At 70.5% G+C, this 19,872-nt stretch carries 22 protein-coding genes; 13 read left to right on the top strand and 9 right to left on the bottom strand.

What is annotated here, in order from left to right:
• Positions 1 to 63: 63 nt before the first annotated feature.
• Together HFGMBDPB_RS00670 and HFGMBDPB_RS00675 are read right to left on the bottom strand one after the other, a co-directional pair.
• The gene (locus tag HFGMBDPB_RS00670) at positions 64 to 1,191 is read right to left on the bottom strand and encodes a FecR family protein (protein ID WP_212644706.1); all 1,128 of its coding nucleotides are present in this window, start codon (positions 1,189 to 1,191) and stop codon (positions 64 to 66) included.
• An 18-nt stretch (positions 1,192 to 1,209) separates the two neighbouring features.
• The gene (locus tag HFGMBDPB_RS00675; protein ID WP_212644707.1) at positions 1,210 to 2,973 is read right to left on the bottom strand and encodes a methyl-accepting chemotaxis protein; all 1,764 of its coding nucleotides are present in this window, start codon (positions 2,971 to 2,973) and stop codon (positions 1,210 to 1,212) included.
• 223 nt (positions 2,974 to 3,196) lie between these two features.
• On the opposite strand from HFGMBDPB_RS00675, the gene HFGMBDPB_RS00680 reads away from it, so the two are divergent.
• From HFGMBDPB_RS00680 to cobJ, 4 genes are read left to right on the top strand one after another with little or no spacing between them, the layout of a single operon-like run.
• Positions 3,197 to 4,441: a ferredoxin-like domain-containing protein gene (locus tag HFGMBDPB_RS00680; RefSeq protein WP_212644708.1), complete on the top strand. Its 1,245-nt coding sequence runs from the start codon at positions 3,197 to 3,199 to the stop codon at positions 4,439 to 4,441.
• A complete protein-coding gene (locus HFGMBDPB_RS00685; protein ID WP_013800507.1) occupies positions 4,441 to 5,070 on the top strand; it encodes a precorrin-8X methylmutase in 630 nt (209 codons plus the stop codon). The genes HFGMBDPB_RS00680 and HFGMBDPB_RS00685 overlap by 1 nt, the downstream gene beginning before the upstream one ends.
• Entirely contained in the window at positions 5,060 to 5,830 is a 771-nt protein-coding gene (gene cobI, locus HFGMBDPB_RS00690; RefSeq protein WP_212644709.1) for a precorrin-2 C(20)-methyltransferase, read from the top strand. Before HFGMBDPB_RS00685 ends, cobI begins: the two co-directional genes overlap by 11 nt.
• On the top strand, positions 5,824 to 6,666 hold the full coding sequence (gene cobJ, locus HFGMBDPB_RS00695; RefSeq protein WP_212644710.1) for a precorrin-3B C(17)-methyltransferase: 843 nt from the start codon (positions 5,824 to 5,826) through the stop codon (positions 6,664 to 6,666). The genes cobI and cobJ overlap by 7 nt, the downstream gene beginning before the upstream one ends.
• On the opposite strand, the gene HFGMBDPB_RS00700 is transcribed toward cobJ, so the two are convergent.
• Positions 6,591 to 7,394, bottom strand: a complete 804-nt coding sequence (locus tag HFGMBDPB_RS00700) for a cobalt-precorrin-6A reductase (protein WP_212644711.1) — start codon at positions 7,392 to 7,394, stop codon at positions 6,591 to 6,593. The two genes, cobJ and HFGMBDPB_RS00700, sit on opposite strands and share 76 nt — an antisense overlap.
• On the opposite strand from HFGMBDPB_RS00700, the gene cbiE reads away from it, so the two are divergent.
• The 7 genes from cbiE (at position 7,393) to HFGMBDPB_RS00735 (ending at position 13,463) form a co-directional block, all read left to right on the top strand.
• Positions 7,393 to 8,595 (top strand): precorrin-6y C5,15-methyltransferase (decarboxylating) subunit CbiE, encoded by a 1,203-nt coding sequence (cbiE, locus tag HFGMBDPB_RS00705; RefSeq protein WP_212644712.1) that lies wholly within the window; start codon positions 7,393 to 7,395, stop codon positions 8,593 to 8,595. The two genes, HFGMBDPB_RS00700 and cbiE, sit on opposite strands and share 2 nt — an antisense overlap.
• Entirely contained in the window at positions 8,592 to 9,089 is a 498-nt protein-coding gene (locus HFGMBDPB_RS00710) for a cobalamin biosynthesis protein (protein WP_047219211.1), read from the top strand. The genes cbiE and HFGMBDPB_RS00710 overlap by 4 nt, the downstream gene beginning before the upstream one ends.
• Positions 9,086 to 9,964, top strand: coding sequence for a precorrin-4 C(11)-methyltransferase (cobM, locus tag HFGMBDPB_RS00715; protein ID WP_212644713.1), 879 nt, complete (start codon positions 9,086 to 9,088; stop codon positions 9,962 to 9,964). Before HFGMBDPB_RS00710 ends, cobM begins: the two co-directional genes overlap by 4 nt.
• Positions 9,961 to 10,758, top strand: coding sequence for a precorrin-6A synthase (deacetylating) (gene cobF, locus HFGMBDPB_RS00720; protein ID WP_212644714.1), 798 nt, complete (start codon positions 9,961 to 9,963; stop codon positions 10,756 to 10,758). The genes cobM and cobF overlap by 4 nt, the downstream gene beginning before the upstream one ends.
• A gap of 63 nt (positions 10,759 to 10,821) precedes the next feature.
• On the top strand, positions 10,822 to 11,151 hold the full coding sequence (locus HFGMBDPB_RS00725; protein ID WP_013800515.1) for a DHCW motif cupin fold protein: 330 nt from the start codon (positions 10,822 to 10,824) through the stop codon (positions 11,149 to 11,151).
• Positions 11,152 to 11,426: 275 nt separating this feature from the next.
• Positions 11,427 to 12,836: a chloride channel protein gene (locus HFGMBDPB_RS00730; RefSeq protein ID WP_046988679.1), complete on the top strand. Its 1,410-nt coding sequence runs from the start codon at positions 11,427 to 11,429 to the stop codon at positions 12,834 to 12,836.
• Between the two features lie 114 nt (positions 12,837 to 12,950).
• Positions 12,951 to 13,463 (top strand): MgtC/SapB family protein, encoded by a 513-nt coding sequence (locus HFGMBDPB_RS00735; protein ID WP_016448386.1) that lies wholly within the window; start codon positions 12,951 to 12,953, stop codon positions 13,461 to 13,463.
• 14 nt (positions 13,464 to 13,477) lie between these two features.
• Here HFGMBDPB_RS00735 and HFGMBDPB_RS00740 read toward each other — a convergent pair whose 3' ends face one another.
• The 5 genes from HFGMBDPB_RS00740 to HFGMBDPB_RS00760 all read right to left on the bottom strand — a co-directional run bounded on the left by HFGMBDPB_RS00740 (position 13,478) and on the right by HFGMBDPB_RS00760 (position 17,852).
• Positions 13,478 to 13,969: a type II toxin-antitoxin system YhaV family toxin gene (locus tag HFGMBDPB_RS00740; RefSeq protein WP_212644715.1), complete on the bottom strand. Its 492-nt coding sequence runs from the start codon at positions 13,967 to 13,969 to the stop codon at positions 13,478 to 13,480.
• Positions 13,966 to 14,295 (bottom strand): type II toxin-antitoxin system PrlF family antitoxin, encoded by a 330-nt coding sequence (locus tag HFGMBDPB_RS00745; protein ID WP_016452695.1) that lies wholly within the window; start codon positions 14,293 to 14,295, stop codon positions 13,966 to 13,968. The genes HFGMBDPB_RS00740 and HFGMBDPB_RS00745 overlap by 4 nt, the downstream gene beginning before the upstream one ends.
• Positions 14,296 to 14,392: 97 nt before the next feature.
• Entirely contained in the window at positions 14,393 to 16,633 is a 2,241-nt protein-coding gene (locus tag HFGMBDPB_RS00750; protein ID WP_209671824.1) for a TonB-dependent receptor, read from the bottom strand.
• Positions 16,634 to 16,756: 123 nt separating this feature from the next.
• The gene (locus HFGMBDPB_RS00755; protein ID WP_209671825.1) at positions 16,757 to 17,161 is read right to left on the bottom strand and encodes a hypothetical protein; all 405 of its coding nucleotides are present in this window, start codon (positions 17,159 to 17,161) and stop codon (positions 16,757 to 16,759) included.
• 28 nt (positions 17,162 to 17,189) lie between these two features.
• The gene (locus tag HFGMBDPB_RS00760; RefSeq protein ID WP_212644716.1) at positions 17,190 to 17,852 is read right to left on the bottom strand and encodes a pyridoxamine 5'-phosphate oxidase family protein; all 663 of its coding nucleotides are present in this window, start codon (positions 17,850 to 17,852) and stop codon (positions 17,190 to 17,192) included.
• A gap of 70 nt (positions 17,853 to 17,922) precedes the next feature.
• Here HFGMBDPB_RS00760 and HFGMBDPB_RS00765 point away from each other — a divergent pair, with 70 nt between their 5' ends.
• On the top strand, positions 17,923 to 18,756 hold the full coding sequence (locus HFGMBDPB_RS00765) for an AraC family transcriptional regulator (protein ID WP_212644717.1): 834 nt from the start codon (positions 17,923 to 17,925) through the stop codon (positions 18,754 to 18,756).
• A 66-nt stretch (positions 18,757 to 18,822) separates the two neighbouring features.
• Complete coding sequence (locus HFGMBDPB_RS00770) at positions 18,823 to 19,098, top strand: ribbon-helix-helix domain-containing protein (RefSeq protein ID WP_016448378.1); 276 nt, start codon at positions 18,823 to 18,825, stop codon at positions 19,096 to 19,098.
• Positions 19,099 to 19,129: 31 nt separating this feature from the next.
• Here the strand turns inward: HFGMBDPB_RS00770 and HFGMBDPB_RS00775 are convergent, their stop codons facing one another.
• Positions 19,130 to 19,822 carry a GntR family transcriptional regulator gene (locus HFGMBDPB_RS00775; RefSeq protein WP_212644718.1) on the bottom strand — a complete coding sequence of 231 codons (693 nt, stop codon included), beginning with the start codon at positions 19,820 to 19,822 and terminating at the stop codon, positions 19,130 to 19,132.
• Positions 19,823 to 19,872 lie beyond the last annotated feature (50 nt).

Here is a 19,872-nt window from a genome sequence, read left to right on the forward strand (position 1 = left end):
AGGAGGGCTTGCGCCCGGCGCGGCAGGCAGTCTTGAAAGCGGGGGGCGGTCCCGCCTACGTGCTCAGGGCGCAGTGGCAATCTCGGTCTGGCCATCGGGCCCGGCCACCAGAGTGACGGGCAGGATCTGGGCCAGCATGCGTGCGAACTCGGCGGGGCGGCTGGCCTGGTAGGTGCCGCCAATGCGCAGAGCCGCCACGGCCGGGTCGTGCACCACCAGGCCGGTAGGCCCGTAGCGCTCCAGTTCCACCAGGGCGTCGGCCAGGGGCGTGTTCTCGAAGCGGATCAGTCCCTTGCGCCACAGCGCAATGCTGCCGGGCGCCACAGCCGACACCGGACCGAGCACGCCTGCAGGCGACACGCTCAGGGCCTGGCCAGCGACCAGGTCGGCAGGCGTTGCCGCGCCTTGCGCACCGGCCACGCGCACATGGCCCTCCTGCACGGCCACCTGGGCGCTGCCCGCCTCCATGCCCGTGGCGCGATAGCGCACGGAAAACCGCGTGCCGCCCACGGTGACGCGCGCCGGGCCGGCCAGCACATGAAAGGGCCTGGCGCTGTCGGGTGCCACGGCGAACAGGATCTGCCCTTGCGTGATGCGCACCTCGCGCCGGTCGCGGTACAGAGTTACCTGCGCCTGGGTATCGGCATCCAGGGACAGTGCGGTGCCATCCGGCAAGGTGATGGTCCTGGCCTGGCCGCGTGGGGTCAGGTGGCTGCTGGTGAAGGTGGGCTGCTGCTGCCACTGGTGCCAGCCCACGCCCACGCCCACGGCCAGGGCCACCGTGCAGCACAGGGCCGCCAGGGCAGGTCGCGGCAGCAGGCGGGACCAGCTCCAGCCTTGGCGCTCTTCGGAGGACGGGCGCTGCGTGGCCGGTTCCGGGCGTGCGTGAGGCGCCGACTGCGAGCGCCGGCGTGCCTGCTCCGCGCGCAGGCGCGCCACCTGTTCGGGGGGAATGGACCGCGCGGCCGCCAGGCTCTGGCCCAGGTGGCGCAAGGCGGCCTCGTGCGCCGTGCTGGCCGCCAGCCATTCGGTGAATTCGGCTTCTTCCTCGGCAGTCAGGCCTTGCTCCATGCGCGTGTGCCAGTCGGCCGCAGCGAGGTCGATGGGGTTTTGCCCGCGGAAGAACTCTTCCAGTTCGCGCACCTGCGCAGCCTTGTCCAGGGGCGCGGTGCAGGAGCGGTGGCGGCGCATGCGTGCGGCTTGCCGGCTTCAGAAGCTGGTCCAGTCCTGCGATTCGGCGGACGGCTTGGCCGCAGCCAGGCGTGCAGGGCTTGCAGGGCGCGCGCCAGCTGCGGGTCGTGCCGGTGCCGGCCTGGCCGGCGCCAGCGCAGATGCCGTGGCCGCGCGCGTGGGCACGGACGCCGGCAGCGGCGCCTGCAAACGCGGCTGCTGCGCCGCGCCACCCTGGTCGCCCAGGCGGAAGATGGCCACGGCCTGCACCAGGCGCTGGGCCTGGGCCTTGAGGCTGGAGGCCGCCGCCGCGCTTTCTTCCACCAGCGAGGCGTTTTGCTGCGTGACTTGGTCCATCTGGCTCATGGCCTGCCCGACCTGGGCCACGCCGGCGCTTTGCTCGTCGCTGGCATTGCTGATCTCGCCCATGAGGTCGGTCACGCGCTGTATGGATTGCAGCACCTCGGCCATGGTGGCGCCGGCCTGGTCGGCCAGCTCCGCGCCCTGGCTGACGCGCGTGGCGCTGTCAGTGATGAGCTGCTTGATCTCGCGGGCGGCCTGCGCGCTGCGCTGGGCCAGGGTGCGCACTTCGGCGGCCACCACGGCAAAGCCCTTGCCCTGTTCACCGGCGCGAGCGGCTTCGACGGCGGCATTGAGGGCGAGGATGTTGGTCTGGAAGGCGATGGAGTCGATCACGCCCACGATGTCGCCGATCTGGCGCGAGCTGGCATGGATGTCCTGCATGGCGCCGACGACTTCCTGCACCACGGTGCCGCCCTTGACCGCCACCTGGCTGGCGCCGAGCGCGAGCTGGTTGACCTGGCGCGCGTTGTCCGCGTTCTGCTGCACGGTGGAGGACAGCTCGTCCATGGAGGCCGCCGTCTGCTGCAGCGCGCTGGCCTGCTGCTCGGTGCGGCGGCTCAGGTCGGCATTGCCCTTGGCGATCTGCTCGCTGGCCACGGCCACGCTGTCGGCGTTGTTGCGCACGTCGCTGACCACGCTGGCCAGGCTCTGGTGCATGGCGTTGAGCGAGGCCTGCACGCTGCCGGCGGGCGCTTCGCTGCGCAGCAGTCCGGGGTCGAGGTTGCCGTCGGCTATCTGGCGGGCGACTTCACCGAGCTGGGCAGGCTCGGCGCCCAGCGCGCGTGTCAGGCCGCGTGCGATCAGCCGGCCCATGAGCAGGGCCAGCACGAAGGCGACCGCGCTCACGCCGATCTGCATGTTGCGTTGCTGCACATAGGACTGCGTGGCCTGCTCCACCATGACCTGGGCGTGCTGGCGCGTGAGCTGGCTGTACTCGTCGGTGGCCGCGATCAGCTGGGCCAGCAGCGGCCGGCACTCGCTGTTCATCTTGGCAATGGCCTCTTCCCTTTGCTGGCGCAGCGCCAGCGAAACGATGTCCAGCGCCACCGGGCCGTAGCGCTGCTCTATCTGGTCGATGCGGGCGACCAGGGCGCGAGCCTCCTCGCCTACCCCGGGCGCGGCCACCAGGGCCTTGAGCTGGTCCAGGTGGGACTTGACCGCGGCATGGGCGGCGTACACGGCCGTTTTTTCCATGTCCAGATCGGCTGGCGTGTTCACCAGCACCAGGTTGCGCGCCGCGATGGCGCGGCTGTCCACGGCCGCGCGCACCTGTTCGGCCAGATGGGCGCGGGCGTTCACGCCGTCGACGAACTGGGTCAGGTTGCGGTCGGAACCGTCCAGCGCATGAAGGGCAGATACGGAAACCAGTGCGACCAGTAAAGCCAGGGCGGTAAAGGCGGCGTAGAGCTTGGTCTTGACGGTCCAGGTGCGGAGATTCATGGCGCTTTCCAGGTAGGTGGTGCAAGTATCAGTTTCTATCAAAAATAAATGATTTATTTGATAAAGCCCTAAGGGTGAATTGTTAAATTTCAACTTGAATTGACAAATTCAGGCTAGGTGGGTGTTAGCGGGCTGGATCAAGAAAGTCCGCTTTTCATGAACGCATGCGGGTCTTGCACCTGGGATGCCGGGTGCGCCGGCGCTACAGTCGGGGCCCCTACCCATGCATACCCCTCCCCACATCCAAGGCTGGTGCCCCGGCGCCTGGCAGCCCATGGCCTCCGGCGATGGGCTGGTGCTGCGCGTGCGCCCGCCGCTGGGCCGCCTGACGGTGGCCCAGGCGCGGCGGCTGGCGCGCCTGGCCTGGGTGCATGGCAACGGCGCGCTGGAGCTGTCCAGCCGCGCCAATGTGCAGTTGCGCGGCATTGCGCCCGGGCGGCACGCCGCAGTGCTGCGCGCCCTGGCGGCCGTGGGCCTGCTGGACGCCGACGCGCGCCGCGAGCGCCGCCGCAACCTGGTGATCGACCCGCTGTGCCGGCCGCAGGAGGCCGTCCATGCGCTGGGCCAGGCCCTGCAGCAGGCGCTGGATGCGGCCGACGACCTGGCGGGGCTGCCGGCCAAGTTCGGCTGGTCAGTGGAGGGCGCGCCGGGCCGGCTGGCCGGCGTGTCCGCCGATATCCGCCTGCAGCGCACCTCCACCGGCTGGCTGGTGCAGCCCGATGGACGGCAGCAGGCGCTGGCCGTGGCCGATGCCAGCCAGGCCGTGGCCGCAGGCCTGGCACTGGCGCGCTGGTTTGCCGGTCAGTCCTCCCTTCGCCGCGCCCAGGGCTTACGGCCCGGGCGCATGGCCGCGGTGGCGGCGCAACTGCAGCCGCTCCCCGGACTGGACTGGGTGGAGACAGAAACCCCGGCCCACAGCGAAGGACCGGCGCCCGGTGCCGTGCCCGGCCTGGGCTGGCTGCTGGGCGCGCCGCTGGGCCGCTTGCCGGCCGTGGCGCTGGCGCGGCTGGTGCGCGCCTTGCCTGAGCAGGCCTTTTTGCGTGTGACACCCTGGCGCATGCTGCTGGTGGAAGACGCCGGAGCCGGCGCGGCGCTGCCCCGCTGGTGGGCGGCTGCAGGGCTGGACGACGCCGCTGACTGGATCACCCACGCCCATGACCCGCGCCTGCGCGTATCCGCCTGTACCGGCGCGCCTGGCTGCATCCAGGCCCTGGGTCCCACGCAGACATTGGCGCTGGAGCTGGCGCCGCAGGTACGCCACGGCGCGCACCTGCATGTGACCGGATGCGCCAAGGGCTGCGCGCGGCAGGCGCCGGCCACGGTGGTGCTGCGGGCAGAAGGTCAAGACGAGGGCGAAGGCCCTGTCTATTCCGTAGTGCGCCACGGCCGTGCCGGGGATAGGGCGCAGGAGCAGCGGACCCTGGCCTCGGTGCGAGACAATCCGGGATTGCTGTTTTCAAAAGAATAATGCTGCACCGCTACGAAACCGATGGCGCCGAGATCTACCGGCAGTCCTTTGCCACCATCCGCCGCGAGGCGGCGCTGGAACGCTTCACGCCTGTCGAGGAACGCGTGGTGGTGCGCATGATCCACGCCGCTGGCCTGGTGGAGCTGGCCCCGCACGTGGCCTTCTCCCCCGGCATGGCCGAGGCCGCCGCGCAGGCCCTGCAAAACGGCGCGCCCGTGCTGTGCGACGTGCGCATGGTCAGCGAGGGCATCACGCGCTCGCGACTGCCCGCCGCCAATCCCATCATCTGCACGCTGCAGGACGAGCGCGTGCCCGCGCTGGCCCGTGACATGGGCAACACGCGCAGCGCCGCCGCGCTGGAGCTGTGGCGCCCGCACCTGGCCGGCGCCGTGGTGGCCATCGGCAATGCGCCCACGGCCCTGTTCCACCTGCTCAACATGCTGCAGGACCCGGCCTGCCCCCGGCCGGCCGCCATCATCGGCTGCCCCGTGGGCTTTGTGGGCGCCATGGAATCCAAGCAGGCGCTGATGCAGGACCTGCCCGTTCCCTGCATGGCCGTGCATGGCCGCCTGGGCGGCTCGGCCATCACCGTGGCCGCCATCAACGCACTGGCCAGCCATGTCGAGTAGGCAGCCGCGTCCCGGCCAGGGCGGGCCCGGCATTGTCTGCGTGGGCCTGGGCCCGGGCGACCCCGAACTCATGAGCGTCAAGGCCGACCGCCTGGTGCGCGGCGCCCGCCAGGTGGCGTTCTTCCGCAAGAAGGGCCGGCCCGGCAAGGCCCGCCAGCTGGTGGACGGCCTGCTGGCCCAAGGCGCCGCCGAGCACGCCATGGAGTACCCGGTGACCACCGAGCTGCCCGTGGACAGCCCCGCCTATGTGGACCTGCTGGCGCGCTTCTACGACGACTGGTGCCTGCGCCTGGAAGCGCTGGCGCAGACCGGGCAGGTGGTGGTGCTGTGCGAGGGCGACCCCTTCCTCTACGGCTCCTTCATGCATCTGTACACCCGGCTGCGCGAACGCGGACAGGTGCCGCTGGACGTGGTGCCCGGCATCCCCGGCATGGTGGGCTGCTGGCACGCCACGGGCGAGCCCATCACCTGGGGCGACGACGTTCTCAGCGTGATGACGGGCACCCTGTCGGAAGACGAACTGGTGCGCCGCATGCAGACGGCCGAGGCCCTGGTCGTCATGAAGGTCGGCCGCAACCTGCCGCGCATTCGCCGCGCCCTGCAGCGCACGGGCCGGCTTGACGCCGCCTGGCTGGTGCAGAACGGCACCACGGACAGCGAGCAGGTCGCGCGCCTGGGCGATGTGTCCGACGACGCCTGCCCCTATTTCGCCATCGTGCTCGTGCACGGCCAGGGCCGCCGGCCGGAGGCCGCATGGTGAGCGCCGGCCGCCTGACGGTGGCGGGGCTGGGCCCGGGCGCACTGGACCAGATCACGCCCGAAGCCGCAGCCGCCTTGCACGGAGCCGACGATGTGGTCGGCTACCTGCCCTATGTGTCCCGCGCGCAGGCCCTGCTGGCGCAGGCGGGTCAGGGCCAGGCGGTGGCCTGGCATGCCTCGGACAACCGCGTGGAGCTGGAGCGCGCGCGCCAGGCGCTGGCGCTGGCCGCGCAGGGGCGGCAGGTGGTCGTGGTGTCCTCGGGCGACCCGGGCGTGTTCGCCATGGCGTCGGCCGTGTTCGAGGCCATGGAATCCGCCGATGCGGTGCAGGCCGCCGCCTGGCAGGCGCTCGATATCCAGGTGCTGCCCGGCATCACCGCCATGCTGGCGGCCGCCGCGCGCGCTGGTGCGCCGCTGGGCCATGACTTTTGCTGCATCAATCTCTCGGACAACCTCAAGCCCTGGCCGGTGATCGCGCGGCGCGTGGAACTGGCGGCCGAGGCCGACTTCGCCATGGCCTTCTACAACCCGCGCTCCAAGAGCCGGCCCGAAGGCTTTGTGCGCCTGCTGCAGCTGCTGCGCACCCGCTGCGAGCCGCAGCGCCTGCTGGTGTTCGCGCGCGCCGTGTCCACGCCCGAGGAACACTTGCACGTATGCACGCTGGCCGAGGCCACGCCCGAGATGGCCGACATGCGCACCGTGGTCCTGGTGGGCAACAGCGCCACGCGCCGCGTGGGCCGCTGGGTCTACACGCCACGCCACTACGGCATGGATGGCGGCGCGGACGGTGCTGGCGGCGTGGGCGGTGCGGGCTGCGCTGTCGGCAGCACGCCATGAGCAATCCAGTGCAGCACCGCAGCCACCGACCCGGTGCGCTGGCGCTGCGGCAGCGCCGGGCGCTGCACCATCACCACGGGCAGGCCCAGGGCACGCGCGGCATCGAGCTTGCCGCGCGTGGCCTCGCCGCCTGCGTTCTTGGCCACCAGCCATTCGATGCCGTGCGTGCGCAGCAAGGCTTCATCGTCGTCCGCGCTGAAAGGCCCGCGCCCCAGCACCACCGTGGTGTGGGGCAGGGGCAGGCTGCCGGGCTCGGGCGCATCGACCAGGCGCAGCAGGTAGTGGTGCTGCGGCTGGCCCGCAAAGGCCGCAAGCTGCTTGCGGCCCACGGCCAGAAACACCCGGGCGGCTGCCTGGGGCAGGGCGGCAGCGGCGGCTTGCATGTCGGGCACGTCGATCCAGGCGTCGCCGGCACTGGCCTGCCAGGGCTCGCGCTCCAGCGCCAGCAGCGGCGTGCCGGTGGCGGCGCAGGCCTCGCAGGCATTGCGGCTCATCTGTGCGGCAAACGGATGGGTGGCATCGACCACATGGCTGATGGCCTGCCCGCGCAGGAATTGCGCCAGGCCCTGGGCGCCGCCAAACCCGCCCACGCGCGTGGGCAGGGGCTGGGCGACGGGCGACTGCGTGACGCCCGCATACGAGAACACGGCGGCAATGCCGGCGCGGCGCAGGGCCTGGGCCAGCTGGCTGGCGCCGCTGGTGCCGCCCAGCAGGAGAACATGGGGCATGACTGATCCCTGGTTGACATTGGTGGGCCTGAACGAAGACGGCCTGGACGGCTTCTCGCCCGCCGCGCTGCGCGCGCTGGACGCGGCCGAGACCGTCTTCGGCGGGCCGCGCCACCTGGCGCTGGCCGGTGCCGGCGAGCGGGGCCGTCCCTGGCCCGTGCCCTTTGACGTGGCACCCGTGCTGGCCTGCCGTGGCCGGCCCACGGTGGTGCTGGCGTCGGGCGATCCGTTCTGGTTCGGGGCGGGCGGCAGCCTGGCGGCGCATCTGGCGCCGCAGGAGTGGCGCTGCCACGCCCAACCCTCGACATTTTCGCTGCTGGCGTCGCGCCTGGGCTGGAAGCTGGAAGACACGGTCTGCCTGGGCCTGCACGCCGGCCATGTGCAGCAGTTGCTGCCGCACCTGTCGCCAGGCCGCCAGTCGCTGGTGCTGCTGCGCGATGGCGCCGCCGTGGCCGCACTGGCGGACTGGCTGGTGCAGGAAGGCTGGGGCGACAGCCGCCTGGAGGTCATGGAATCCGTGGGCGGCCCGCGCGAGCGCCGCCGCGCATGGCGCGCCGCCGAAGCCGCCCAGGCCCTGGCCGCCGACCCTGCCTGTGCGCCCGTGGCCGTGGCCGTGCTCGCCCAGGGCGGCGCGGCCCTGCCGCTGGTGCCGGGCCGGCCCAACCACTGGTACGCCAACGACGGCCAGATCACCAAGGCCCCGGCCCGCGCGCTGACCCTGGCGGCTCTTGCGCCGCGCCACGGCGAATGCCTGTGGGATGTGGGCGGCGGATCGGGCTCGGTGGCGGTGGAGTGGTGCCTGGCCGGTGGCTCGGCCATCAGCCTGGAGCAGCATGCGGCGCGTGCGGACAACATCCGCCACAACGCCCGGCGCTTCGGACTGCAGGCGCGCCTGCGCGTGGTGCAGGGCGTGGCGCCCGAGGCGCTGGCCGAACTGCAGGCGCTGGCCCGGCCCCAGGCCGTGTTCGTGGGCGGCGGCTTTGACGCCGAATTGTTCGAGCGCCTGCAGGCCCTCATGCCCGCAGGCTGCCGCCTGGTGGTCAATGCCGTGACGCTGGAGACCGAGGCCCTGCTGGTGCAACTGCAGGCCGAGCACGGCGGCCAGCTGCTGCGGCTGGAGATTTCCAGCGCCGAGCCGCTGGGCCGCATGCGCAGCTGGAAGGCTGCGCGGCCGCTGGTGCAGTGGAGCTGGCAGCGGTGAACCCGGACGAAGCCATCCCCCACCGCTGCGGCGTGCTGGGCCTGGGCCTGCACACCGACGCACTGCCCCATGCGCTGCAGGCGCTGTGGCAGCGGGCGCAGGCGCAGCTGCCGGAAAGCGCAGACGCAAGCGCCTGCGCGCCCCAGCCCATCTGCGCCGTGGCCGTGCTGGACACCAAGGCCGGCCACCCGGCGCTGGCCGCCTGGATGGCGGCTGTCGTGCCCACGGCCGTTCTGGTGCGCGTGCCGCCAGGGCAACTGCCTGGGCAGCCCGTGGTCACGCAGTCGCCGCGCATGCTGGCGCGCTATGGCACGGGCAGCGTGGCCGAGGCGGCGGCGCTGGCCGCCGCAGGCCCGCACTCCGCCCTGAGCGTGACCCGCCTGGTCGCGGACGATGGTAGCGCCACCCTGGCCCTGGCCGTGGGCCAGGGCGGACCTCTGAACTGTTGCCTGGCCCACGCCAGCCAGGCCAAGAACCAAGGAGCAACGGCATGACCGTGCATTTCATCGGCGCCGGCCCCGGCGCCGCCGACCTGATCACCGTGCGCGGGCGCGACCTCATGGCGGCCTGCCCGGTCTGCCTGTACGCAGGCTCGCTGATACCGCGCGAGCTGCTGGCGCACTGCCCGCCGGGCGCGCGCATCGTCAACACCGCCTCCATGAGCCTGGACGACATCGTGGCCGAGATCCAGGCCGCCGAGGCGCGTGGCGAAGACGTGGCGCGCCTGCACTCGGGCGACCTGTCCGTCTGGTCGGCCATGGGGGAGCAGCTGCGCCGCCTGCGCGAGGCCGGCATTGCCTACACCGTCACGCCCGGCGTGCCCTCGTTCGCGGCCGCCGCCGCCACGCTGGGCGCGGAGCTGACCCTGCCCGGCCTGTGCCAGTCCGTGGTGCTGACGCGCACTTCGGGCCGCGCCACGGCCATGCCCGAGGGCGAGAACCTGGCCGCCTTCGCGGCCACGGGCGCCGTGCTGGCCATCCATCTGTCCATCCATGTGGCCGCCAAGGTGCAGTCCGAGCTGCTGCCGCACTACGGCGCCGACTGCCCCGTGGCCATCGTCTGGCGCGCCAGCTGGCCTGACGAAACCGTGGTGCGCACCACGGTCGGCGGCCTGACCGAGGCCGTGGCCACCCACATGGAGCGCACGGCCCTGATCCTGGTGGGCCGCAGCCTGCAGGCCGAGGACTTCGGCGAAAGCCGCCTCTACGCGGCCGACTACGACCGCCGCTACCGCCCGCTGGGCACCGAGCCGCGCTTTCCCGCCACCGATGTGCATGCGAATGCCACGCTGGATACCGCGAGGGATACCTTGAGGGTCACCGTGAGGGACCCCGTGAGCGACGTGCCCCCCGGGAACCCCGCCCCATGAGCGCGGCCCTGCCGCCCGTGGCGCTGAGCCTGATCGGCATCGGCACGGGCAACCCCGACCACCTCACGCGCGAAGCCCAGGCCGCCATGCAGGCCGCCGACCTGATCCTGCTGCCGCACAAGGGCGAGGACAAGGCCGAACTCGCCGCCCTGCGCCGCGACCTGTGCGATGCCGTGCTCACTGCGCCCGGCCCGCGCATCGAAGGCTTCGACATGCCCGTGCGCCGCAGCGTGGGCGACGACTACCTGGCCCAGGTCGATGAATGGCATGCTGCCATCACGCGCTGCTGGCAGGCGGCCATCGCCCGGTCCCTGGACGAGGGGCTGCAGCCGCGCACCCCCGGCCAGCCCTTGCAGGTCGCCCTGCTGGTCTGGGGCGACCCGGCGCTGTACGACAGCACGCTGCGCATCGCGGCGCGCATGCAGCCGGCGCCGCACAGCGTGCGCGTGGTGGCGGGCATCAGTTCCATGCAGGTGCTGTGCGCCGCGCATGCGATTGCGCTCAACGGCATAGGCCAGCCCTTCGTGGTGACCACGGGCCGCCAGCTGCGCGAGCAGGGCTGGCCGCCCGGCGTGGACACGGCCGTGGTCATGCTGGACGGGCAGTGCAGCTTCACCGAGCTGCCCTCCCACGGCCTGCACATCTGGTGGGGTGCCTACCTGGGCATGGACCGCCAGATGCTGGACAGCGGCCCGCTGGCCGAGGCGGCACCGCGCATCGTGCAGGCCCGCGCCGCAGCGCGCGAGCGGCATGGCTGGATCATGGATATCTACCTGCTGCGGCGCGGGGACTGAGACCGAGGCTGCTGCCGACGCCGGCCCTCTAGCTGCACACCCCCTTCATCAAGGAATCCCGCCATGCAGATGGACAACATCCCCTTCAACACCACCGACTGGGCCGCCGTGGCGCCCACCGAGCATTCGGCCGAGGCCGGCCAGGCGTTCTGGCGCACGCAGAACTTCGGCAACATCCGCGTGCGCACGGTGGAGTACACGCCCGGCTATGTCTCCGACCACTGGTGCACCAAGGGCCATGTGCTGCTGTGCCTGGAAGGGGAGCTGGAGACCGAACTGGCGGACGGCCGCCGCTTCACTCTGACACCCGGCATGAGCTACCAGGTGGCGGACAACGCCGAGCCGCACCGCTCGCGCTCGCCCAAGGGCGCCAGGCTCTTCGTGGTGGACTGAACCTGCAGGCACGATCGGCACGGCAGCGCGTTGCAGGTCTGCGACAGGTTCGCGCCGGCGCGGGCGAGAGCTGCGCAAACGTGCCGTCATTGAGTGGCGTACGGCACGGGTTGCCAGGGTGCCCATGCCCGGGGGGTGGAATGCCTGACGGACGGCTCTCCAGGTACACAGTCATCGGCCATCAACTCAGCGGCGAAGTAGGCATTGCCGATGGCGACAGCCCCTGTGGCCGGGCTTGTGCACAATGAAGAGCTTTCGCCCAGCCTCTTCACGCGATGCAGCAAGAACCCGACTTCCTCCACAACCTGAACCAGGAATTCCGGGACGGCAGGCGCTGGCTGGACCGCACCATCGTGCTGGCCTATGCCGCCGCCGCCGGGCTGTGCGTGGTGGCCTTCACGCTGATGGCGGACGCGGGCTTCGAATTCTTCGAGAGCATCTACCACTGGCAGGGCGGCTGGGCCGTGCTGCTGTGGATGCCTGCCGTCACGGCGGGCGCCGTGTGGCTCACGCGGCGCTGGGCGCCGGGTGCGGCGGGATCGGGCATTCCGCAGGTGATCGCCACGCTGGACCCGGCGCTGGACTCCACGCAGCGCGGGCGCTTCGTGTCGCTGTGGCTGTCCTTCGCCAAGATGGCGCTGGCCAGCGCAGGCTTTGCGGCGGGGCTGTCCATCGGGCGCGAGGGGCCGTCGGTGCAGGTGGCCGCCGGTGTCATGCACCATGCGCGGCGCTGGTTCGGCCCGCATTCGGGCATCAGCCACCATGCGCTGCTGGTGGCTGGCGGCGCGGCCGGCATTGCGGCGGCCTTCAACGCGCCGCTGGCCGGCGTGGTCTTCGCCATCGAGGAGCTGTCGCGCAAGCTGGAGTCACGCTCCAGCGGCCTGATCATCGCGGCCATCGTGCTGGCCGGCCTGATGGGCGTGTCGGCCTTCGGCAACCTCAGCTATTTCGGCCGCATCCAGGTGCCCCACCTGACCTGGGACGCGCTGCTGCCCGGCCTGTGCGTGACCCTGGCCTGCGGCGTGCTGGGCGGGCTGTTCGCCAAGCTGCTGGCCGCCTCGCTGACCCGCGCGCCCGAGCGGCTCAACCAGCTGCGCGCGCGCTTTCCCATCCGCTTCGCGGCGGCGGTCGCGCTGGTGATCGCCGTCATCGGCATGGTCACGGGCGGCGCCACCTTCGGCGCGGGCTCGGAAGCCGTCAAGCACATGCTGGCGGGCCAGGCCGACGTGCCTTCGTTCTACGTCACCCTGAAGTTCATCGCCACCTGGCTGTCGGCCTGGGTGGGCGTGCCGGGCGGCATCTTCGCGCCGTCGCTGTCCATTGGCGCGGGCGTGGGCCACAACGTGGCCGGCCTCATGGGCGCAGACATCGCGCCCGCCCTCATCGCCATGGGCATGGCCGCCTTCCTGGCCGCCGTGACGCAGGCGCCGCTGACGGCCTTCATCATCGTCATGGAGATGGTGGACGGCCACTCCATGGTGCTCAGCCTCATGGCGGCGGCCATGCTGGCCAGCCTGGTCTCGCGCATGCTGGCCCGGCCGCTGTACGAGACGCTGGCCCAGCACATGCTGAGCATGGTGGTCGCACCTGCACCTGCACCTGCACCTGCTCCTGCGTCGGCACCCGCACCGGTGCCCGAGCAGGCCTCTCCCCCGAAGGACCAGGACAAGCCCGCAGGCGCCTGAAGCGGGCGCGCTTGGCTGACAGCCAATGGCGAATGCCGATGGCCTGGGTGTGCTGCACGCCACGCCATGCTCCCTTCCTGAGTCCGGACGCAAACCCAAGGAAAGGAACGCGGCATGTGGGAGGAAGTGGCCAACACCCTGGTCGAGGAATTTTCCAGCCTGCCCGATGCGGCCGAGGTCACGCGCGTCATGGTGCGCCTGCTGCTGGCGGCGCTGCTGGGCGGCATCGTCGGCTACGAGCGCGAGCACAAGGGCAAGGCCGCAGGCCTGCGCACCCACATGCTGGTGGCCATGGGCGCGGCGCTGTTCGTGCTGGTGCCCGAGCGCGGCGGCATGGACATTGCCGACATGAGCCGCGTGATCCAGGGCGTGGTGGCCGGCGTAGGCTTCCTGGGCGCGGGCGCCATCATCAAGCGCCACTCCGAGGAACAGGTGCAGGGCCTGACCACGGCAGCCGGCATCTGGATGACGGCCGCCATCGGCGTGGCCTGCGGCCTGGGGCGCGAAGCCATCGCGCTGCTGGCCACGCTGCTGGCCATCGTCATCCTCGTGATGCTGCCGCATGTGGTCAGTGCGCCGCCCCCGCACGATGACGCGGAGCCGGACACCAAGCCGCGCGAGACCTGAGGGCGGGCTGCGGCTCAGGCGTGCGGCTGTGAGTCGGGTGGCGGGGACTTCGCCTGTGCCAGCAAACTGTCCCAATCGCCAGGAGGGTGCCCGTTGGCGAGCATTTTTCGGAACACCCTGTAGGCATCGTCGCTGCCCTCATAGGCTCGCCTGGTGTCCTCATCGCTGACCCAGGCGAACACGATGATTTTGCTGGGGGCGTGAAAGCGAAAGAACAGGCGGTACTGCTGGAAGAACCTGGCCCGAAACCAGTGCTTGTGCTCCTCGCCCAGGGTATGGCCCTGGCGGTAGTCTGGCCGCGTCGGATCCTGCGGGATGACATCGAATGCCAGCTTGCGGATCGTCGCCAATCGCTTGGTCGCGTTCTTGCGTGTGTACCCGCCAGGGTCCTTGGTTTTCAGACCCTCCACTTCGTGGCTCAACGCCTGCAGCTGGGCCAGGAAAAGCGGGTGCATGAATACCGTCCAGCCGTGGATGCGCAAGGGGGCGGGCGGTACGGCGCTCATTCGTCGTCTGCCGAAAGCGGTGCATCCAGATCGACCTCGATGCCTTCGGTCAGCGCCTGGATCTGCTGCGCCAGACGGGCATCCATGGTCTGCAGGCGCTCGGGGTGGGCTGCCATGTCCTGGGCCAGAAAGCCGAGAAACTGGCCCAGCACGGGATCGGCATCCTCGGCGGAGTCGGCGCGACTGAGAACGACCTCACCGCCGGGCAGGATGGTGTAGTGGATCCTGTCGCGCTTGCTCAGGTGCAATGCGCGGCGAACGGCTTCGGGAATGGTGGTCTGGTAGCGGTCAGTGAGCGTGGATTCGGCTTCAAGCGTCGAAAACATGATGGCATCTCCTGATAGGCTGCCATGCATGGTAATGCAGGTGCATTACCATGCCCGGGCGAAAGGTTCCTTCCCCAAAAAGCACGCGCATCCCGCCTCAGAAATCCACACTCGCACTCAGCGAGAACGTGCGCGGACCGCCCACCGTCAGGTAGCCCGAACCCGGGTAGCCGCCTACGGAGGCCCAGTAGTTGCGGTCCGTCGCGTTGTCCACGCGCAGGCGCAGCGTGAGCAGCTTGCCCTGCACTTCGGTCATGTAGCGCACGCCCAGGTCCAGGCGGTTCCATCCGGCCACGCGCAGGGTGTTGACGTCGTTGGCGTAGCTGGCGCCGGTGTGCACCAGGCGGCCGTCCAGCGCCAGGCCGTTGATGCCCGGCACATCCCACTCCACGCCCGCCGTGGCCTGGAAGCGCGGCACGCCGATGACGCGCTTGCCGTCGGTGGTGGCGCGGCCCGTGCTTTGCTGCCTGGCGTCCAGCCAGGTGGCGCCGCCCAGCAGGCGCAGGCCGCGCATGGGTTCGCCGAAGACGTTGAATTCCACGCCCTGGTGACGGTCCTTGCCGGCCGAGGTGAAGAGGTTGCCGTCGATCAGCGAGCGTGGCTTGTCGGTGGAGAAGAAGGCCAGGCCGCCGCCCAGCTTGCCGCCGTCGTACTTGACGCCCACTTCCTTTTGCTTGGTCACGTAGGGCGACATCTGCTGGCCCGCGTTGGCGATGATGGTGTCGCCCGACTTGGCCGGCGCCGTGTCGCCCTGGGCCAGTCCCTCGATGTAGTTGCCGTAAAGCGATACCTGGGGCGTGAGCTTGAACACCGCGCCCAGCACCGGACTGGTGCGGCTCTGGTCGTAGGCCGTGCGCACGCCGCCCTGGCTGGTGACGGCGCCGTTGCTGACGAGGCGATAGCTCACCGAGTCGGTCTCTATGGTCTGGCGGCGCACGCCGGCCGTCACCAGCATGCGGCCGTCCATCAGCGACAGCGTGTCGCCCAAGGCAAAGCTGTTCAGGCGCGTGCCCCGGTTGTAGGCGGGGTTGGACAGGTCGTTGCCCAGGTAGTTGAGCGGCGTGATCGCGTAGTAGCGCGGGTCGTAGAGATTGGTGGCCAGCGTGTTGCTGCCCCCGCCGGTGCTCATGCCGTAGGCGTTGTAGACCTTGAGGTCGAAGGCCGAGTAGCTGGCCACGATCTCATGGCCCACGCTGCCCGTGTTCAGGCGTGCGCGCACGCCCAGCTCGCCCGTGCTCACGCGGTCCTTGCGCGCGTTGTCGAAGCGGCTGGTGGTGGCCGCGCCATTGCCGGCCGCCGCCAGCGTGATGTTGGCCAGCGAGTTGTTCTCGGAGCTGCGGCGCAGGCCGTAGGCGGCCCAGGCCGTCACGTTGCTGTTGATGTCCCATTCGCCGCGCAGCGTGCCGAACAGGTCGCGCTCGTCGGAATAGGTCCAGGGCTGGGCCCAGTTGGAGGAAGCATCGGGCGCCGCAGGAATGGCCGCCAGCCCTGCGCCCGGCGTGACATTGGTGCGCGTGCGCTTGAGGCGGTTGTCCTGCCAGCCGATGTCGCCCGACAGGCGCACATTGCGGCTGCGCCAGTCCATGCCCACGGACAACAGATCGAGCTTGGAGCTTTCCTGGTCGATGGCGGTATCGCCGCCCCGGTGCGCGGCGTTCAGGCGGATGCCCGTGGCCTGGTCGGGGCCGAAGCGCCGGCTCACGTCGGCCGCCACAAAGGCCTGGCCGCCGCTGGCAATGCCCGCCGTCACGCGCGACAGCGGATCGCTGCCCGCGCGCTTGGGCAGCAGGTTGATGTTGCCGCCCAGGCCGCCGCCATTGGGGCTGGCGCCCATCAGAAAGGCCGATGCGCCGCGCAGCAGCTCCACGCGCTCGAACAGCTCGGTGGCGATGTACTGGCGCGGCAGCAGGGCGTACAGGCCGTTGTAGGCCACGTCGTCCGAGCCCAGCACGAAGCCGCGCACGAAGTAGGACTCCTGGAAATTGCCGAAGCCGCGCGCCACGCGCACGGAAGGATCGTTCTGCAGCACATCGCCCACGCTCTTGGCCTGGCGGTCCTGGATCAGCTCGTTGGTGTAGCTGGTGATGGAGAACGGCGTCTCCATGTTGTCGCGCGTGCCCAGAATCCCGGCCCGCCCGCCGCGTGCCACCTGGCCGCCCGCGTAGGGCCTGGACAGGCCTTCAGCCGACGCATCGGCGCTGGCCTCCACGGTGACGGTGCCCAGCTCGGGCGCGGCCGTTGCCGTGGAAGGGGCAGGCTGGGCCCATGCGGCGCCAGCAGACAAAAGAAGGGCCAGGGCCCCGGCGATCGGGGTCAGCGTGTGGAGGGGGGAGTGCATGGAAAAAACGGGATGAGAATGCGGGATGAGAATGATTCCCAATAATTTTATCGATGCGACTCCCCCGTATGGAGCTTGTAGGGAGATGTGTCTGTTTGTGCCCACACTCCGCCTGGCCCGCCTTCACGCCTGTCCAAGCAGCTCCCACGAGCAGACCTGCGCCTCATCCTCCCCCTGCACGAACGCAACCCGCATGCCCAGCGCCTTGCCCATGCCTTGCACGGCCAGGCGCAGGGCGGCGGGCACGGCGCGCTCGCCCGTGATGACGACCATGCCCCGGCACAGCTGGCGCATGCGTTCGCGGTTGCGCTTGAAGAACAGGGCGCGCTGCTTGCGTTCTTCGTGGCTTTCCTCGGGGTGGTCGCCGGGCAGGTGGTCGGTGAGCAGCACGAAGTGCCGGCCCTGGTCGAGCAGGGATTCGATCTGGGCTTCGGCCGATGCGTCATTGCCGCTGCCTGCGTCTGCAGGTGCCTGCGCTTCGGGTTCGCGCAGGTAGACCAGGGGAAAGCGGGAGGTATCGATCAGCATGTCATGGTTCCTGGGAAAAAGCAGGGCATCAGTACAGGTCGTGCCTGACCGCATGGGCATAGTGGGCGTTGGCCTGTTCCTGTTGGGCGGCATCCATGGCGGGCGCCGTGGCATCGGCCAGCTGCGTGAGGGCGGCCATCATCTGGCCCACGGTGGGCAGGGCGGCGCAGTCCAGCTGGCTTGACGGGTTCCACAGGCCGGAGCGGTGGATGGCCTTGCCGCAGTGCAGCAGCACCTCGTCGACCAGGACCACGGTGGCGGTCTTGGGCGTGCCCCGGCCTTCGCTCAACTCCTGCAGCAGATGGGGGTCGGTGGAGATACGGCCGCGCCCGTTGATGCGCAGGAAGATGTCCAGCCCCGGGAACAGGAAGAGCATGGCCAGGCGGTCATCGGCCTGCAGGTTGCGCAGGGATTCGATGCGGTTGTTGCCGGGCCAGTCGGCAAAGGCCACGGTGCGCTCGTCCAGCACCTGCACAAAGCCGGGTGGCCCGCCGCGCGGCGAGGCATCCAGGCCGCGTTCGCCGGCCGTGGCCAGGCAAAAGAAGCTGGCCTGGCGCAGATAGGCCTCGTGGAAGTCGGACAGGCGGTCGCGCACGGCCTTCTGGATTCTTTCTGCCGGGGCGGCGTAGAGCGAATCCAGGTCGATGGCCGGGCCTGGCAGCTCTGCAAGGGCGGTGTTGTCTGTGTGCATGGCACAAGCGTAAGAACAAAGGCGTTGGCGGCTGTAGACTGGATCAGCCAACAAATAGCTCAAAGACGCCATGCCCGATGCCATTCTTGAACTGGTCAGCCATGTGAACCGTGCCGATGGCCCCGTGCTGATCGCGGCCGTGGGCAACCAGGACGAGGAGCTGGCCTCCGAGCCGCACCGGCACGCGCGCGGCCAGCTGTTCGGCTCGCTGCGCGGGCTGCTGTCGGTGGGCGTGGAAGACGCGGTCTGGGTGGTGCCCGCCATCCATGCCGTGTGGCTGCCGCCGCACCAGCTGCATTCGGGCCGCTCCCATGGTCCCTTCCACGGCTGGAGCGTCTATGTGGCGGAGCCGGCCTGCGCCGACTTGCCGAAGCGGCCCTGCGCCATCCGCACCTCGGGCCTGCTGCGCGAGGCCGTGCTGCGCGCCGCCGGCTGGGGATGGCAGCAAGGCGTGCCCACAACGCAGCCCGTGCAACCAGGCCCTTCGGCGGACCAGGCCCGCGCCCATGTGATGGCGGTGATCCTGGACGAGATCCGCACCCTGCCCGTGGAGCCCCTGGGCCTGCCCCTGCCCGCCGACCCGCGCCTGCAGCGCATCGCCCGCGCACTGATCGCCGACCCGGCCGATGCCCGCGACCTGGAGGCCTGGGCGCGCTGGGCCGCGGTCAGCTCGCGCACGCTGAGCCGGCGCTTTGTGTCGGAGACGGGCTTCAGCTTCACCGCCTGGCGCCAGCGCGCGCGGCTGATGCGCTCGCTGGAGATGCTGGCCGCCGGCGCGCCGGTGACGAACATCGCGCTGGACCTGGGCTACGCCACGGCCAGCGCCTTCATCGGCTTGTTCCGGCGCACGTTCGGGGAGACGCCTGCGGCGTACCGGGGGAGGTTGGGGGCGAGTGCAAGCTGAGGCAGGGTCGGCGACTGGATTGCCACATGAAAGTAGGATCACTCACTTGCCTACAGGGAGCCTCCCATGCAGACCACTCAGCAAATGAGCATCACCTTGCCCAATGACATCGCCGATGCGGTCAGGGCCAAAGTCAGGGCCGGTGAGTACGCCAGCGAAAGCGAGGTAATCTGCGCGGGGTTGAAAGCGCTGATGGACAAGGATCGCGGCCTGGATAGCTGGCTGCACCTGGAGGTAGGCCCTGCTTATGACGCCTTGAGGGCTGATCCCTCCAGCGCCGTCACCCTCGGCCAGTTGCGGGAGCGTCTGGCTGCCGAGCGCAGCGGCGGCAACGGCGCGTGACGCTGCCCGCGTCGCTCCTGGGTGACTTCGCCTACAACCGCTGCAACTGCGCATTCAGATACGCATCGCGCGAGGGCAGCAGGTGCTCGGCGCACAGGCGGACCAGGGCGTCGCGGTCCTGGGCGCGCAGGGCTTCGATCATTTGCCAGTGTTCCTGGCGTGCGCGCTCGCGGTAGTCGGCCGAGACCAGGGAGGCGAAGCGGATGGGGTGCGTCTGGCGCGCGTATTCGGTGATGGCCTTGTGCAGCGTGTCGTTGCCCGCCAGCGCAAACAGTTCCTGGTGAAAAGCCAGGTTGATGCGGAACACCAGGCGCGCGTTGCCTTCGGCCACGGCGGCGTCGTGCTGCTGCTGGATGGCGGTCAGGCGGTCCAGGCTTTCGGGGGGAACGGGCAGGGGGATCTTGCGCGCGGCCTCCACTTCGAGCATGCCGCGCAGCTCGTACAGCTCCTGCACCTCCTGCGTGGAGAAGGAGCGCACCAGGGCGCCCACGTTCTTGCGGCGCTCGATGAGGCCCATGCGGTCCAGCGCGGCCAGGGCCTCGCGGGCCACATGGCGCTTGACGTCGAAGCGGGCCATGAGGTCGTCCTCCACCAGGCGTTCGCGCGGGTGCAACCGGCCGAAGACCACGTCCTCTTCCAGCGCGGCCACCATGGCGCCCAGGGCGTCGGCTGCGGGGGCGGGTTCGGCATCCAGGGAAATCGGCAGTGAGGCGGCAGCGACCATCAAGACAGGCGGTTGGGACAAAGACGCCATTTTGTCCGAATTGACCGCCT

Origin of the sequence: Delftia sp. PE138 (assembly GCF_018320755.1) — a bacterium.
Lineage (GTDB): Bacteria > Pseudomonadota > Gammaproteobacteria > Burkholderiales > Burkholderiaceae_C > Comamonas > Comamonas tsuruhatensis.